The sequence below is a fragment of the Streptomyces sp. NPDC053048 genome, assembly GCF_044547045.1.
Taxonomy (GTDB): Bacteria; Actinomycetota; Actinomycetes; order Streptomycetales; family Streptomycetaceae; genus Streptomyces.
On record NZ_JBITZS010000001.1, the window covers coordinates 419233 to 434645 of the forward strand.

18 protein-coding genes are annotated in these 15413 nt (G+C 70.8%); 12 read left to right on the forward strand and 6 right to left on the reverse strand.

Annotation, left to right across the window (positions count from 1 at the left end; genetic code table 11):
- Window positions 1-9: 9 nt before the first annotated feature.
- Window positions 10-756, reverse strand: a complete 747-nt coding sequence (locus tag ACIG36_RS02060; RefSeq protein ID WP_399920365.1) for an MBL fold metallo-hydrolase — start codon at window positions 754-756, stop codon at window positions 10-12.
- Between the two features lie 306 nt (window positions 757-1062).
- Between ACIG36_RS02060 and hrcA the strand changes: the two genes are divergently transcribed.
- The 7 genes from hrcA (at window position 1063) to ACIG36_RS02095 (ending at window position 7758) form a co-directional block, all read left to right on the forward strand.
- A complete protein-coding gene (hrcA, locus tag ACIG36_RS02065; protein ID WP_399920368.1) occupies window positions 1063-2079 on the forward strand; it encodes a heat-inducible transcriptional repressor HrcA in 1017 nt (338 codons plus the stop codon).
- A complete protein-coding gene (gene dnaJ, locus ACIG36_RS02070) occupies window positions 2080-3219 on the forward strand; it encodes a molecular chaperone DnaJ (protein ID WP_399920371.1) in 1140 nt (379 codons plus the stop codon). It abuts the gene before it with no gap.
- A gap of 167 nt (window positions 3220-3386) precedes the next feature.
- Window positions 3387-4460 (forward strand): nitronate monooxygenase, encoded by a 1074-nt coding sequence (locus tag ACIG36_RS02075; RefSeq protein WP_399920374.1) that lies wholly within the window; start codon window positions 3387-3389, stop codon window positions 4458-4460.
- 119 nt (window positions 4461-4579) lie between these two features.
- On the forward strand, window positions 4580-5329 hold the full coding sequence (locus ACIG36_RS02080) for a 16S rRNA (uracil(1498)-N(3))-methyltransferase (RefSeq protein WP_399920377.1): 750 nt from the start codon (window positions 4580-4582) through the stop codon (window positions 5327-5329).
- 119 nt (window positions 5330-5448) lie between these two features.
- Window positions 5449-6288 carry a LuxR C-terminal-related transcriptional regulator gene (locus ACIG36_RS02085; RefSeq protein ID WP_399920380.1) on the forward strand — a complete coding sequence of 280 codons (840 nt, stop codon included), beginning with the start codon at window positions 5449-5451 and terminating at the stop codon, window positions 6286-6288.
- A gap of 77 nt (window positions 6289-6365) precedes the next feature.
- Entirely contained in the window at window positions 6366-7160 is a 795-nt protein-coding gene (locus tag ACIG36_RS02090) for a response regulator transcription factor (protein WP_399920383.1), read from the forward strand.
- A gap of 193 nt (window positions 7161-7353) precedes the next feature.
- Window positions 7354-7758, forward strand: a complete 405-nt coding sequence (locus ACIG36_RS02095) for a DUF6193 family natural product biosynthesis protein (protein ID WP_399920386.1) — start codon at window positions 7354-7356, stop codon at window positions 7756-7758.
- Window positions 7759-7804: 46 nt separating this feature from the next.
- Here ACIG36_RS02095 and ACIG36_RS02100 read toward each other — a convergent pair whose 3' ends face one another.
- Both ACIG36_RS02100 and ACIG36_RS02105 read right to left on the reverse strand, forming a co-directional pair.
- Window positions 7805-8467: a DUF3592 domain-containing protein gene (locus ACIG36_RS02100; protein WP_399920389.1), complete on the reverse strand. Its 663-nt coding sequence runs from the start codon at window positions 8465-8467 to the stop codon at window positions 7805-7807.
- Between the two features lie 178 nt (window positions 8468-8645).
- On the reverse strand, window positions 8646-9053 hold the full coding sequence (locus ACIG36_RS02105; RefSeq protein ID WP_399920392.1) for a hypothetical protein: 408 nt from the start codon (window positions 9051-9053) through the stop codon (window positions 8646-8648).
- Window positions 9054-9234: 181 nt separating this feature from the next.
- On the opposite strand from ACIG36_RS02105, the gene ACIG36_RS02110 reads away from it, so the two are divergent.
- The 3 genes from ACIG36_RS02110 (at window position 9235) to ACIG36_RS02120 (ending at window position 11010) form a co-directional block, all read left to right on the forward strand.
- Window positions 9235-9684 (forward strand): GNAT family N-acetyltransferase, encoded by a 450-nt coding sequence (locus tag ACIG36_RS02110; RefSeq protein WP_399920395.1) that lies wholly within the window; start codon window positions 9235-9237, stop codon window positions 9682-9684.
- A gap of 79 nt (window positions 9685-9763) precedes the next feature.
- Complete coding sequence (locus tag ACIG36_RS02115; RefSeq protein ID WP_399920398.1) at window positions 9764-10267, forward strand: cupin domain-containing protein; 504 nt, start codon at window positions 9764-9766, stop codon at window positions 10265-10267.
- On the forward strand, window positions 10264-11010 hold the full coding sequence (locus ACIG36_RS02120; protein WP_399920402.1) for an SDR family oxidoreductase: 747 nt from the start codon (window positions 10264-10266) through the stop codon (window positions 11008-11010). Before ACIG36_RS02115 ends, ACIG36_RS02120 begins: the two co-directional genes overlap by 4 nt.
- Here ACIG36_RS02120 and ACIG36_RS02125 read toward each other — a convergent pair.
- On the reverse strand, window positions 11007-11288 hold the full coding sequence (locus ACIG36_RS02125; RefSeq protein ID WP_399920405.1) for a DUF397 domain-containing protein: 282 nt from the start codon (window positions 11286-11288) through the stop codon (window positions 11007-11009). The genes ACIG36_RS02120 and ACIG36_RS02125 overlap by 4 nt on opposite strands.
- Before the next feature lies 1 nt (window position 11289).
- Window positions 11290-12153 carry a helix-turn-helix domain-containing protein gene (locus ACIG36_RS02130; protein WP_399920408.1) on the reverse strand — a complete coding sequence of 288 codons (864 nt, stop codon included), beginning with the start codon at window positions 12151-12153 and terminating at the stop codon, window positions 11290-11292.
- 155 nt (window positions 12154-12308) lie between these two features.
- On the opposite strand from ACIG36_RS02130, the gene ACIG36_RS02135 reads away from it, so the two are divergent.
- Entirely contained in the window at window positions 12309-12848 is a 540-nt protein-coding gene (locus ACIG36_RS02135) for an ATP-binding protein (RefSeq protein ID WP_399920411.1), read from the forward strand.
- A complete protein-coding gene (locus ACIG36_RS02140; protein ID WP_399920415.1) occupies window positions 12842-13111 on the forward strand; it encodes a DUF6255 family natural product biosynthesis protein in 270 nt (89 codons plus the stop codon). The genes ACIG36_RS02135 and ACIG36_RS02140 overlap by 7 nt, the downstream gene beginning before the upstream one ends.
- On the opposite strand, the gene ACIG36_RS02145 is transcribed toward ACIG36_RS02140, so the two are convergent.
- Window positions 13050-15407: a galactose oxidase-like domain-containing protein gene (locus tag ACIG36_RS02145; RefSeq protein ID WP_399922137.1), complete on the reverse strand. Its 2358-nt coding sequence runs from the start codon at window positions 15405-15407 to the stop codon at window positions 13050-13052. The two genes, ACIG36_RS02140 and ACIG36_RS02145, sit on opposite strands and share 62 nt — an antisense overlap.
- Between the last annotated feature and the right edge of the window lie 6 nt (window positions 15408-15413).

Genomic DNA, 15413 nt, shown 5'->3' on the forward strand with positions numbered 1-15413 from the left:
TGTGGATCATCACCTGCCGAAGCGGGCCCGCAACGCCTCACGCTGTCCCCGGACGAATTCCGCGTCCACCACGGCCCCGTGCCCCGGCACGTACACCGCGTCCTCGCCGCCCAGCGCGAGCAGCCGGTCCAGTGCCGCCGGCCACGCGCGCGGCAGCGCGTCCGGGCCGGCCTGCGGCTCCCCGGACTCCTCCACGATGTCGCCGCAGAAGACGACGTCCGGGGCGCGGTCCGAGCCCGGCACGAGAACGGCCAGGTCGTAGGCCGTGTGCCCCGGCCCGACGTTCGCCAGCAGCGCCCGCCGCCCGCCGCCCAGGTCCACCAGGACCTCGCCGGACACGGCGTGCTGGGGCGGTACGAGCAGTTCCACCGCCTCCGCCGCGGCCTCGCGCGGCACCCCGTACCGCATCGCCTCGCGCCGCAGCTCCTCGCGCTCGCGCCGGCTGCGCAGCAGTTCGCCGAGCCCCACCGCCCCGTACACCTGCACGCCCGAGAACGCGGCGGTGCCCAGGACGTGGTCGAAGTGGGGGTGCGTGAGTGCGATGTGCGTCACGGACCGGCCGAAGATCTGCTGCACCTCGCGCCGGATCCCGGTGCCCTCGCGCAGGGACGAACCGGTGTCCACGACCAGCACCCCGTCCGGGCCCGCGACCGCCCCGACGGTGGCGTCCCAGCCCGGCAGCCTGCGGCGTACGACACCCGGCGCGAGCCGTTCCCAGTGCGCCCCCGCGCCGCCGGATTCCCCTTGCGTCTCCATACCGTGACGCTAACGGCAGACCGGTGCCGTTGCCCGCCCGGACGGACGCCGGACGGGCACGGGACGGGCACGGGACGGGACGCCGGACGCCCGCGGGAGCGGCGTCCGAGGGCGCGCGGCGAGGACGGCCCTTGCCCTGGCCGTGGTGCCCGGCCGTACACTGGCTGGAGGGTTTTGGCACTCTTGACCTTTGAGTGCCAGGGACGGGGGCCTTCCGAAGTCCCCCGTACGAGCCCTTGCACAACCCGTACAACACGTACAACCCGTACGACGGCTGAACCACTGGACCGACTGGAGGTGCGCGCGATGCTGAGCGAACGCAGGCTCGAAGTGTTGCGCGCCATCGTCCAGGACTACGTGGGCACCGAGGAGCCCGTCGGCTCCAAGGCCCTCACCGAGCGCCACCGCCTGGGGGTGTCCCCGGCCACGGTGCGCAACGACATGGCCGCGCTGGAGGACGAGGGTTTCATCGCCCAGCCCCACACGAGCGCCGGCCGCATCCCGACCGACAAGGGCTACCGCCTGTTCGTCGACAAGCTGGCGGGCGTCAAGCCGCTGTCGACGCCGGAGCGGCGCGCCATCCAGAACTTCCTGGACGGCGCGGTCGACCTGGACGACGTGGTGGCCCGCACGGTACGGCTGCTGGCGCAGCTGACCCGGCAGGTCGCGGTGGTGCAGTACCCCTCGCTGAGCCGTTCGACCGTGCGTCATGTGGAGCTGCTCGCGCTCGCTCCGGCCCGGGTCATGCTCGTACTGATCACGGATACCGGACGGGTCGAGCAGCGCATGATCGACTGCCCGGCGCCGGTGGGGGAGAACGCGCTGGCCGACCTGCGCGCGCGGCTGAACAGCCGGGTCGTGGGGCGGCGCTTCACGGATGTGCCGCAGCTGGTGCAGGACCTTCCGGATTCGTTCGAGCAGGACGAGCGCGGAACCGTTTCTACGGTTCTCGCCACCCTGCTCGAGACGCTGGTTGAGGAGACCGAGGAACGGCTGATGATCGGCGGCACCGCCAATCTCACTCGTTTCGGTCATGACTTCCCGCTGACGATCCGGCCCGTGCTGGAGGCGTTGGAGGAGCAGGTCGTCCTGCTCAAGCTGCTCGGCGAGGCCAAGGACTCGGGGATGACCGTGCGCATCGGTCACGAGAACGCCCACGAGGGACTGAACTCCACATCGGTCGTCGCCGTCGGCTACGGTTCGGGCGACGAGGCCGTCGCCAAACTCGGCGTGGTCGGACCGACCCGCATGGACTACCCCGGAACGATGGGAGCGGTACGCGCAGTGGCACGTTACGTCGGACAGATCCTGGCGGAGTCGTAAGTGGCCACGGATTACTACGCGGTCCTGGGCGTACGGCGCGATGCCTCGCAGGACGAGATCAAGAAGGCCTTCCGCCGTCTCGCGCGCGAGCTGCACCCGGACGTCAACCCGGACCCGAAGACGCAGGAGCGGTTCAAGGAGATCAACGCCGCTTACGAGGTGCTCTCGGACCCGCAGAAGAAGCAGGTCTACGACCTCGGTGGCGACCCGCTGTCCTCCTCGGGCGGCGCGGGTGCCGGTGCCGGCGGCTTCGGCGCGGGCTTCGGCAACTTCTCCGACATCATGGACGCCTTCTTCGGCCAGGCCTCGCAGCGCGGCCCGCGCTCGCGCACGCGCCGCGGCCAGGACGCCATGATCCGGCTCGAAGTCAGCCTCCCGGAGGCCGCCTTCGGCACCACCAAGGACATCCAGGTCGACACCGCGGTCGTCTGCACGACCTGCAGCGGCGAGGGCGCGGCCCCGGGCACGTCCGCGCAGACCTGTGACATGTGCCGCGGCCGTGGCGAGGTCTCGCAGGTCACCCGGTCCTTCCTGGGCCAGGTCATGACCTCCCGCCCCTGCCCGCAGTGCCAGGGCTTCGGCACCGTGGTGCCGACCCCGTGCCCGGAGTGCGCCGGCGACGGCCGCGTCCGGTCGCGGCGGAACCTGACCGTCAAGATCCCCGCCGGTGTCGACAACGGCACCCGCATCCAGCTCGCGGGCGAGGGCGAGGTCGGCCCCGGCGGCGGCCCCGCCGGCGACCTCTACGTGGAGATCCACGAGACCCCGCACCCGGTCTTCCAGCGCCGCGGCGACGACCTGCACTGCACGGTCACCATCCCGATGACGGCGGCTGCGCTCGGCACCAAGGTGCCGCTGGAGACGCTGGACGGCGTCGAGGAGATCGACATCCGGCCCGGCACCCAGTCCGGCCAGTCGATCCCGCTGCACCAGCGTGGCGTCACCCACCTGCGCGGCGGTGGCCGCGGCGACCTCATCGTGCACGTCGAGGTCACCACGCCCACCAAGCTGGACCCGCAGCAGGAGGAACTGCTGCGGCAGCTGGCGAAGATGCGCAACGAGGAGCGCCCGATGGGCGAGTTCAAGCCGGGGCAGCAGGGGCTGTTCTCGCGCTTGAAGGACGCGTTCAACGGGCGGTAGGCCCTGACTCCCGTTCCGGACGGGCCGCGCATGCGGCCCGTCCGGCGTTTGCGGGCACCGACCGGGGCGGGCCGGAAAGAACCGCCCTCCGCGCGGCGCGCGGTCCGGCGCGGGCCGGAAAGAACCGCCCTCCGGGCAGCCCGGTCGGTTTGTGACACGATGTGGTCATGGCTCCGTTGCCCGGACTGACCAGACTCTTCGAGCACCCGATCGTGCAGGCCCCCATGGCGGGCGGCGGCTCCACCCCGGCGCTCGCCGCGGCTGTCAGCGAGGCCGGCGGCCTCGGCTTCCTCGCCGCCGGGTACAAGACGCCGGCGGCGATGTACGAGGAGATCAAGCAGCTCCGCGCCCGCACCTCCCGCCCCTTCGGCGTCAACCTCTTCATGCCGCAGCCGCCCGCCGCCGACCCGGCCGCGGTCGAGGTGTACGCCGAGCAGCTGGCCGGCGAGGCCACCTGGTACCGCACCCCGCTGGGGGAGCCGGACCAGAGCTGTGACGACGCCTACGACGCCAAGCTCGCCGTCCTCCTCGAGGACCCCGTGCCCGTCGTCTCCTTCACTTTCGGGTGCCCCTCGCGTGCGGCCGTGGACGCCCTCGCCCGGGTCGGCACGGTGACGATCGTGACCGTGACCTCGGCCGCCGAGGCACGGGCCGCGCGGGAGGCGGGCGCGGACGCGGTGTGCGTCCAGGGCGTCGAGGCCGGCGGCCACCAGGGCACCCACCACGACGACCCGCACGCGGACGGCGTCGGCGCGGGGGCCGGGTTGCTGCCGCTGCTGGCCGAGGTCCGCGAGAGCGTGCCGATGCCGGTCGTCGCGGCGGGCGGGCTGATGCGCGGCGACCAGATAGCCGCCGTCCTCGCCGCGGGCGCGAGCGCCGCGCAGCTGGGCACGGCCTTCCTGCCCTGCCCGGAGTCGGGGGCGCATCCTCTGCACAAGCGGGCCCTGAGCGACGCGTTGTTCGTACGGACGGAGCTGACCCGGGCCTTCACCGGGCGCCCGGCGCGCGGCCTGGTGAACCGTTTCATCCGAGAACACGGCCCCTACGCACCGGCCGCGTACCCGCAGGTCCACCACCTGACCTCGGGCCTGCGCCGGGCGGCCGCCGCGGCGGGCGACCCGCAGGCCATGGCGCTGTGGGCGGGGCAGGGCCACCGGCTGGCGCGGGAGCTGCCGGCGGGCGAGCTGGTGGGCGTGCTGGTCGCGGAACTGGCCGCGGCGTGCGGGTCGCCGGGTTGCTGACCGGGTTCGCCGATGTGGTGCGTCGATGTGGTGCGTCGATGTGGTGCGTCGATTCGGGTCGTTGACGCGGATTCGGCGATCGATTTGTTGATCAGAAAGTCCGAGAGAGCGAGTACGTCATGACAGCGCCGGTGTTCCTGGTCGAAGAGGGCTCCCTGACGGGCGTCTTCCCCGGCACCGTCTTCCCCCTCGGCGGGTCCGAGGGCCGCCACGCGGTGTCCGTGCGACGGCTGCGCGTGGGCGAGGAGATCGTCCTGACGGACGGCGACGGCACGGGCGCCTTCGGCACCGTGGCCGCCGTCGAGGGCAAGGACCACCTGGAGGTCGCCGTCACCTCCGTACGTTCCGAGCCGCTGCCGCAGCCGCGCATCACGGTCGTCCAGGCGTTGCCGAAGGGCGACCGCGGCGAACTCGCCGTCGAGACGATGACCGAGACCGGGGTCGACGCCATCGTGCCGTGGGCGGCCTCGCGGTGCGTCACGCAGTGGAAGGGCGAGCGCGGGCTGAAGTCGCTGGGCAAGTGGCGGGCGACGGCGCGGGAGGCGGGCAAGCAGTCGCGTCGCCTGCGCTTCCCGTCGGTGGCCGAGGCCATGACGACCAAGCAGGTCGCGGCCCTGCTGGCCGATGCCACGTTCGCGGCGGTGCTGCACGAGGAGGGCAGCACGCCGCTGGCGACGGCCGAGCTGCCGGAGACCGGCTCCATCGTGCTGGTCGTCGGCCCGGAGGGCGGCGTCTCCCCGGAGGAGCTCGCCGCGTTCGCCGACGCGGGCGCCCACCCCTACCGCCTGGGCCCGAGCGTGCTGCGCACGTCGACGGCCGGTACGGCGGCTGCGGCGTTGCTGCTGGGACGCACGGGGCGCTGGGGCTGACGGGGGCTTGGAGGGGGGAAAGGGCCAGGTGGGACTGGCCGTCAAGGCCGGCCGAACGACCGAATGACTGAATGACCGGGTGATTGATTGACGGGGGGAAGGGTGGGCTGGAAGGACACATGGCGCAGCTCCATGGGCGTGATTACGAGCGCATGCTCGACCTGGCCGTAGCGGTTCTGGAGAACGACGCCACGGAGTCGGCGTGGCACCTCGTCACCGGGCACCTGCTCGAGGCGATGGGGTGCGACTCGGCGACCTTCTCGGTGGTGGACGTCGCGGAGGGGACGGGGCGCATCGAGGGGTGGGCGCCCGCGCGGATCGGCCGGTTCGTCGGCGATCTCGTCCCGCGGCGGGTCCGCCAGCACCACCCGCTGCTCGCGTACACCGCGAGCGGTGCGCACGCGCCGGTGACGGTGAGCGAGATCTGCGACGGCTGGCGGCAGACCCAGTGGTACCAGGAGGCCCGCCGGGACTTCGGTGTCACCCAGCAACTGGGCCTGCCCGTTTCCGGCAGCTCGGGCGCCCCCGGCACGGTACGGCTGGTTCTGATGGGCCGCGACGGCCGGTTCAGGACGCACGACCTCGCCTTCGCCGCCCGTGTCCAGCCGTTGCTGGCCACCGTGGGCAACCATGTGCAGGAGCTGAACCGGCTGCGCGGCAGCGCGCCGGCCCTGACGACGGACCACCCCTCGCGGCACGGTCTGACGCCCAGGGAACTGACGGTGCTGGGTCTGCTGGCCGAGGGCCTGACGGCGCTCGGCATCGCGCGGCGCCTGGCGATCTCCCCGAGCACGGTCAACCGGCACCTGGAGAAGATCTACCGGAAGCTCGGTACGAACAACCGGGTCTCGACGGTGCTGCTGGCGCAGGAGGCGGGGCTGGTTCCGGCGCGGGCCGGCTCGGGCGGGGCCACCTCCGCCCTACCGGCGTCGGTGCGGGGGCGGGTCGGCGCCCCGTAACATGCGGTGACAGGGGGCTACCCCGCGTACGGGCGCCGGGGCGGATCGGGGGGTGGATCAAGGGGAAGGCAGCCGCCATGCCACAGCTTCACGCGCGGGACTACGAGCGGATGCTCGACCTCGTCGTCGCGGTGCTGGAGAGCGGCAACCCCGAGTCGCTGCGGCACCTGATCGCGGAGCACCTGCTGCAGGCCCTCGACTGCGGTACGGCGATCTTCGCCAGCATCCCCCGCGAGTCGGCCCCCACGGGTCAGGCCGAGGGCTGGGCGCCGGCCCGGCTCGGCGCCGACGCCATCACCGACGTGGTCCGGCGCCGGACGCAACAGCGCCATCCCGTGATCGGCTACCTCGCGGCGGGCGAGCTCGCGCCCGTGACGATGAGCCAGATCTGCGGCGACCACCGGTGGCGCCACTCGGAGTGGCGCAGCGAGGCCTACCGGGACTACGGCACCACCGACCAGCTGGCCCTGCCCATGCCCGCCGAGGACGGCTCGCTGCGCACGATCTCGCTGGCCCGCGACGGCGAGTTCACCGAGCACGACCTCGCCTTCGCGGTACGGATCCAGCCGCTGCTGGTCTCCGCCGACCGCCATGTGCGCGAACTCCACCGCCTGCGCGAGGCCGCCGCGGCGGCGGCCGCCCGCCCCGCTGCCCGTGCGCTCGCCCCACCGACGTCCCACGGCCTGACTCCTCGCGAACTGACCGTCCTGGGCCTCCTCTCCGAGGGCATCACGGCCACCGGCATCGGCCGCCGCCTGACCATCTCCCCGCACACGGTCAACCGTCACCTCGAGAAGATCTACCGCAAGCTGGGCACCAACAACCGGGTCTCCACGGTACTGCTGGCCAAGCAGGCGGGTCTGGTGCCCTGACGGCTTCCGGCATGGGCAGTTCTTCCCATGGCGCCGCGACCTCCCCAAACGCGATGATTCCGGGGTAACGGGGGACACGGGAGCGCCGACGCCGGCCACGGGGGGATCGACGTCGGCGCTTCTGCCCTATGCACTGGATCCATCAGCAAGTGATCTCTGGCGGCAGGGCCGCAGGACCCGCACAATTCACGGCATGACCAGCATCGTCGATGCAGCCTGGCGCGACATCATCACCACTGCCGGCGAACCTTCCCGACCGGAAGGATCACCGCTGCGGGAACCGTTCGCCGAGCTGGTCCGGGTGGCGCATGCCGAGCCGCTGCTACGTCAGCTCCACCCCTGGACCGGTATGTGGGAGCTGCACTTCAGCAGGTGCACAGAGATCCGCTACACCTGGGACATCCCCTATATCGGCACACTGGGGGACGGCTGGTACTACGTCGAAGGACCGAGTCGGAGCAGCCCGCGGATCGCCGAGACGGACAGCGCGCAGGCCGCGGTAGCGATGGTCGTCGATCGCCTACCACCACACTGCGGCCCGGCCTTCATCGGCAATGCCGAGGAACTGGCCGCCTACGAGAAGGCACGGGACCTGTGAGCCTGTGGGTACGGACCCGGCCCGTTTGCCGGGTCGTCCCGGCGGCCTAACGCGGCGGGTTGCCGGGCGGCTTCGGCATGTCCGGTATGTCGGTGGGCCAGCCGGTGGGGGGCTTGGGGAAGTCCGTGGGGAAGTCGTCCGGTGGGCCGCTGGGGAGCGGGGGGAGGCTCGGGGGCGGCGGGGCGGGCGCGGGGGTGGTGGGGTCCAGGGACGGTTCGTGCTTCCGGATCTTGTCGACCTCGTCGACCGCGTCCGACATGAAGCTCGTGGCCACGAAGAACACGGCCGTCGCCCCCAGACACAGCAGCGTGGCGAAGCCGAGAAAGGCCAGCTTCAGGCGGAACTTGGCCCTCGTCCCCCGGTCGCCCGGCGGCAGGGCCGTCGCCCGGTCCGGCCGGCCCTGGGGGTAGCGCACCGGGACGGTGTCCCCGTCGAAGACCGTGGCCGGTCCTTCCTCCTCGAAGCGCAGTGTCCGCCCGTCCGGGGTGGTGAACTCGTAGACGTGGCTGAGTGTGCTGTGGGTGTTCTCGCGCAGGCCGCGCCGCCAGGTGGTCCGCGTCTCGTATGTCCGCAGGCAGCGGCCCTCGACGGTGACGCCCCTGTACCAGGCCGCGTTGAGGCGACGCCGATTTACGATCACACCGATCGCGGCGGCGAGTGCACCGGCTGCCATCAGCGCGGGCAGGGCGGGCAGGACGTATCGCAGCATGAAACCTCGCGGAGTCGGCGGGAGCGGTCGGCGGAGGCCGCGTCCTGGTCCGTACCAGGCAGCCCGTAAGTGATCTTGACGCTTCGAGGTCCCGAGAGCAACACCGTTCGGCCGCGAACGACCGGGCCGCCGAGGAGGGAACTCCTCGGCGGCCCGGCCTCTTGGCGCCTCGCCTGTGCTAACAGGCGTCGATGTACCAGATGGGGCGCCAGTTGCCGTTCTTGTCCGAGGAGGGCGCTCCGGGCGTCGCGTAGACGAACTCCTTGTGCTCGCCGTACATGATCGCCACCGTGCCCTCGGTCTGGTTGTTGTACCAGGATCCCTTGCCGGTCAGGCCGTCCGGGATCTCCTGCAAGTAGCAGTCCTTGAACCTGAACTTCAGCTCCTTGAAGTTCGGCTTCTTGTAGCCGCAGAAGTAGCCGTACGGGCAGTCCCTCGGGGCGAACGCAGCCGCCGACTCCGATGAGGTCTGCGCGGAAGCCGATGTGACCGATGTGAACGTACCCGCCGAGGCCGCCAGGACGGTCGCCGCACCGGCCATGAGCGCGGTGCGCCGCACGCGGGCGAGTTTGAAGGAAAGTGCCACGACTGTCCCCTTCCGGGAGAATGGGAGAGTTCTGACCGTCGTTGAGCACTGCGCAGCCTACGGAGGCCGCCGACCCGGGTCGTCCAACGCACAGTTGACCCTCTTCGTAAACTTCTGCGGTAGTGCGGCGGCCCACCGAATTCGATGGCGGATGCGGCGCTTTGTGCACATACTGCGCTGCATGACTGCTGTGGAGAAGCCGGCCCTGAACCCGGTCCTGACCGTCGGCGGCAACGACGCCGAGCTCACCGAGCGGCTCGAGAACGAGCTCGACGACTTCAACGACGCGGCCACAGGCCACCTCCCGCACGACGAGTTCTCCGTGAAGGCGACGGACGACGACGGCGGGCTCATCGGTGGCCTGACCGCCTGGACCTGGGGCGGGCTCTGCGGCATCGAGCTGCTGTGGGTGCGCGAGGAGAGCCGGGCGGACGGCTGGGGCGCCAAGCTGCTGCTCGCCGGCGAGGCCGAGGCCGTGCGGCGTGGCTGCGACCGCGTGATGGTCTCCTCCTACACCTTCCAGGCGCCCGGCTTCTATCAGCGGCACGGGTACACCGAGGTCGGACGCGTGCCGGGCGTGCCCGGCGGGCACGCGGACGTGTACCTGTTCAAGGTGCTGGGGGAGGGGTAGGTCGCTACCGAATTGGCCCAGGATCCCGGCGTCGAAATGGCCTCGTCAGCGGGTCAATCAAGATCGTAAAGTCGTGGTCATGAACGAGGAAACGACCGCCGCCCCCTTCCAGCCGGTACTGACCCGCTGTGCCGACGCCGAGACCTGCGCCGACCCCAGCAGCGTGATGACCCTGCTCGGCGAGACGAGCGGCGCCGCCGGCTTCACGAGCTACCGGTCCACCTTCGCCGAGGGCGCGGTGGGCGCGCCCGCCCACTTCCACACCAAGGCGACCGAGCTGTTCTTCGTGATCAGCGGATCCCTGCGGGTGCTGGTCGGTGACGAGATCACCGTCCTCGACGCGGGCGACTTCCTCGCCGTCCCGCCCCACACCCCGCACGCCTTCGCCGCGGCCCCCGGCTCCGAGGCGGACGTCCTGTTCGTGTTCACCCCGGGCATGGGCCGGTTCGACTACCTGCGCCTGCTCGGCCGGGTGCTGCGCGGCGAGGCCGACCCCAAGGAGATCGCCGAGTCGGGCGAACGATTCGACAACCACTACGTCGACAGCCCGGTGTGGCGTGCCGCGCTGGAGGGCTCCGCGTGAACCTCACCGACCGCCGCATCGTCATCACCGGCGCCGGCCGCGACTTCGGCCGCGCCCTCGCCCACCACTTCGCCGGCCTCGGCGCCGAACTCTTCCTCGCCGCCCGCACCCTGGAAGCCGCCGAACGCACCCGCACCGAACTCCTCGACCGCGGCCACGAGAAGGTCCATGCCTTCGCCTGCGACCTCACCGATCCCGCCGCCATCCGGGCCTTCGCCCAGTCGGTCGCCGAACGTACCGACCGCATCGACGTCCTGGTCAACAACGGCGCCCGCTGGCTGGAAGGCCCCGATCTGCTGTCCGCCTCCGACGAGGACGTGGCCGACACCCTCGCCTCCGGCGGCACCGGCACCATCCTGGTCACCAAGAACCTGCTGCCCCTGCTGCTCGCCTCCGACCGCCCCGACGTGGTCACCATGGTGTCCAACTGCGGCGTGCCCGGCGTTCAGCACCCCAGCGCCCACGAGGCGTACTACGCCGCCAAGCACGCCCAGCGCGGCTTCACCGAAGCCCTCTCCCACCGCCTGCGCCCCCAGGGCGTGCGCGTGATCTCCCTGTTCCCGCCGGACTTCGACAGCAGCCGCGATCCCCGGTCCCCGGAATGGGACGCCACCCCGCGCGGCGCGCACGACCCCCTGGCCGCCCAGTCGGTGATCGACTGCATCACCTTCGCCATTCAGCAGCCGCGCGACTGCTACATCAACGCGTTCCACTTCGAGGAAATGGCGGGCTCACACACCTAGCGGGTGGCCTGTGCGGTTCGGGCTGCCGCCCGGTCGAGGGTGCCGGCTTTTATGCCGGATATGAGGGGGCGGAGTCTTTGGGGGGTGGTGGTGAGGATGACGTCGGGGGCGTCGCTCTCGCGGAGGTGGATCGTTCCGGCGGCAGCTGCGTTTACGTAGACGCAGGCGTCGCCTTCGCCGCTGTACGACGACTTCTGTCCGGCTATGTCTGCTGCGAGGTAGAGGCAGGCGTCGCCTTGGGCACTGTACGAAGTCTTCTGCCAGTTGAGAGAGGTCACGTCACTCTCCTTCCAGGGATTGCACGATTCTGTGAATCAGGTCGCGCGAGAGTTTCTCGCGAAGTGCGACATCTTCCATGCGGTCGAGTACAACGCGGTATCGCTCGAGTTTGGCCTCCGAGTCGAGCAGCGTGGACCCCACCTCGGTGTCGAGGTGCACGGCATCGAGCTGCTTGACAGCGCCGTGCGCGTACAGGACGGACTGGCCGGAGCCCGGAAAGTCTCCAGCAGCGAAGGGGATGACGAGAACGGTGACATGCTCGTGTTCCGACATCTCCAGGATGTGGCGAAGCTGGCCGAGCGTCGTGGATGCTCCACCGAATCCCATTCGTAGTGCCGCCTCATGGATGATGGCCGTGTACGGAGTCGGCCTCTCCTGGTGGAGAACGACCTGACGCTTGATGCGGTGAGACACACGATGCTCGACTTCGGGCGGTGAGAAGGCAGGTACGGCCTGCCTGAAGATCGCACGCGCATGTTCCGGTGTCTGGAGCAACCCGGGCAGGTGGGCCACGTATGCCCCTCGCAGAGAGGTTGCGTGATGTTCGATCTCTGCGAGGTCGAGTAGGGCCGGAGGCAGAATGCCTCGGTACTCCTCCCACCAGCCTCGTTTCCGTTCACCGGTCATCGCGGCCAGCGCGTCGATCAAAACCTGATCCGAGCAGTCATAGCTACGGGCAAAGGCGCGCACCCTGTCCGCGCTGACTCCGTAGCGGCCCGCCTCGATGTTGCTGACCCGCGACTGGGTGATTCCGATTCGCGCAGCCGCCTCGGTGGCGGACAGATCCGCTCGTTCGCGCAGCCGTCGCAGCTCGGTGCCAAGGCGACGGCGTCGAACGGTCAGTGGGGGAGTGCTCGGCGGCATGGTGTTCCTCGCGTTACTCGTACACGTGCTTGTTCAGTCACTCGATCCGGTCTAGCGGGCTACGGTTCATTGATTTCATGGAATGCAGTCCATGAATGACGCTACGGTCTCAGCCAACCACTTCACGCCAACTCCACCTCCCGCCAGGAGACTTCATGGCCACCGTATCGCCGTCGCACCCCTGGACGTACACCCTCGAACTCCCGCACGACCCCCGCTCGCCCGGCGTGGCCCGGCTCGCGCTGCGGGCCGTGCTGCACAGTCACGGCATGTCGGATGTCGCCGACGTCGCCGAGCTGCTGGCCAGTGAGCTGGTCACCAACGCGTACGAGCACACCGACGGGCCCTGCTCCGTCCGGCTGCGCGGGCGGGTGGGGGAGAGGGTTCGGGTGACGGTGTGGGACACCAGTCCCGTCGTGCCCTCGGAGAGAAGCGGTGGGGCCGACAGTGAGGCCGGGCGGGGGCTCATGCTCGTGCGGCAGTGGGCCGACGAGTGGGGGAGTTGCCGCCAAGCCTCACGTCACGGCAAGGCGTTGTGGTTCGAGCTGCTGTCCCCCGGGCGCACGCCCCGGTGCGGAATCTGCGTCTTTCTGTGCACCGCCCAGCGGCGGGCCGTGGACAGGGGGCGCACCCGGCAGGCCGTGGACCTGACCGTCGCCGTACGACGGCACCAGGCGGAGGCCCACCCGTGCTGACATCCGGCTGCCCTCACCCCTCGGGGTGGACGCACGACGCCGACGGCAGTCACCGCTGCGAGCGCTGCGGTACCCGGCGGTTCGGCGACTACGCCGCTCTTCGGCCGCCCGGCCTGCCCGCGGCGGTCCCGCAGAGGCCGAGCCCGCGGTGCCGCCGCGCGGCGGACTGCGCGGCGGCGTCGTACGTGGCGTACCGGGGCCTCAGCCGCAGGCCCGACCGTTTCTGTCCGGGTCCAGCCGCAGTGGGTCGTCCCGGCCGTTGAGCCTCAGGTCGCGGTAGTCATGGGACTTCAGCCACGCGCACCGGCCCGCCGTCGTCGGCGGGACCGACTTCGGGAAGGCCGTCGGGACGCAGACGTTCGCGGCTCCGTAGTGCCTGTCGCAGCCGGCGATCTGGGCCGGGACCGGGTGTGAACCGCGCTCCTTCCCCGGGCCCTTGGCCTCGTGGCCCGGCTTCCCCGCGAAGTCGTGCACCATCGGCGCCGCCAGCGCCTCCGGCCCGCCCAGGTGGACCCACGAGGCGACCGAGGGGACGCCGTCCGCGTCGACGGCGAAGAGCATGTACCAGCCCGGCGGGGCCAGGTTGGGGTTGCTGGTGACGTTGAGGTCGATGGTGGTGCCGTCGGTGCCGACGGTCATCGGCAGGTCGACGAAGCGCTGGTTGGGGTCCGACGAGTGGGTCACCGCCGCCGGGCGGATCAGCTCGGCCTTGACGACCGGCCGGTCGACCGTGATCCGCTGCGTGCTCGCGTACTGCCACTTGTTGTTCGCCACCGATGTGATCTGCGGCCGGGCGCCCTTGTAGAGGTAGGGCGGGGTGTAGACGGAGATGTTGTCGTTGAAGGTGCCGTTGCCGGGGTTGTCGCCGACCGCCATCACCCGGCCGTCCGGCAGCAGGAACGCCGACGAGTGGTACGTGCGCGGGATCGGGTCGGTGGCCAGACCGCCGCGGAAGGTGTTCGTCGCCGGGTCGAACATCGACGCCTCGTACACCGGGTCCGCCCGGTCGTGCAGGCCGCCGCCCGTCTCCAGCACCTTGCCGTCGGGCATCAGCACCGCCGAGACGTACATCTTGCCCTGTCCGCCCGTCTGCGGCTTGGGGCCCTGGCCCTGGTCGACCGTGCCCTGGGGGAGCAGCGGGCCGGGGGTGTAGCGGGGGTCGGGCGCCTTGAGGTCGATGATGTCGGTCAGGCGGCTCGCCTCGGGGTTGGTGTTGACCTGGCCGCCGCCCATCGTCAGCACGCGCTGGTCCTGGGCGGGCGGCAGCAGCACGCTCATCGACTGGTCGCGGTGGTCCTTGTCCTGCAGCCCCGGTACGTCGGTGATGCGGTTGGCGTCGTAGTCGTAGACGGACGCGCCCGTGCCCGGCGTGCCGTCGCCGAAGACATGGCTGCCGGAGTAGAACAGCCGCCCGTCCTGCATCAGGATCATGGACGGGTACAGGCCCCAGTACGACCAGGTCTGGTTGACCTCGCCGCGCGGCAGCCATTTCTGCTGCTGGTGGGAGAACTTCTCGGCGGTCACGCTGCCCGTCGAGTCCTCCTTGAGGCCGCCGAAGCTGATGACGTCGCCGTTGCCGAGGATGGTGGCCGAGGGGTACCAGTGGCCCTCGTTCATGTCGTTGGTCCTGATGTACGTCTCCGACGCGGGGTCGAAGACATAACTGTCTTTGAAGCCCTCGTAGCCGTGGCTGCCGTCGGCCGCCGGGTAGTCCTTGTTGCCGCTCATGATGAGGACCCGGCCGTCCGAGAGCTGGACGTGCCCGGCGCAGAACATGTCGACGGGCGTCGGGATCGTCCTCATCGCGCCGGTCTTCGGGTCGTACACGGCCGAGGTGAAGGTGCCCGCCTTGAACATGGCGGGGTCGTTGCCGGAGCCGGCCACCAGCAGCACCTTGCCGTTGTGCAGGACGACCGAGTGCATGCTGCGCACGGGGTTCTTGAACGGCATGACCGCCCAGCTGCCCCTGGTGCAGGCCTCACCGGCACTGCAGGCGGCGCCCGTGGTGGGCTGGGTGGCGTCCTGCATGTCGTAGTCGTCGGTGGTGACCGTGCCGGTGCCGTGGACGGACACGCCCCAGGTGATCTGGTCGGTGCCGGGCGGCACGACGGGGGTACGGACGCTCGCGCGTGTGTACGCGGCGCTGACCGGCAGCGTCTTGAGGTCGGTCCAGTACTGCCAGCCGGCCTTGACGTCATGGCGGAAGACGGTGATGGACGCGTCGGGAGTGGTGCTCTTGTACCAGAGGGACAGGTCGTACTGGTGAGACGGCGTCACATTGGGCGCGCACGAGCTGTCCTCGACCATCAGCGCCTTGCGGTCGCCGTCGACGCGGCGCGTGATGGAGAGCGACAGCGCCCGCGTGCCGCTGTGCGCCTGGTCGGTGGTGGTGATCGTGGCGTCGTTGTCGCCCCACCCCGACTTCGCCCAGCAGGTGGGCATGGCGTCGGAGCCCCGTACGGACTCGAAGCCGGGGTTGACCACCAGGTTCGAGCCCGCCTCGGCCGGGCCGGGTGCCGCGAGCAGCAGGCCGAAGGAGGCGCTCGAGGCGAGGAGCAGGGCGGC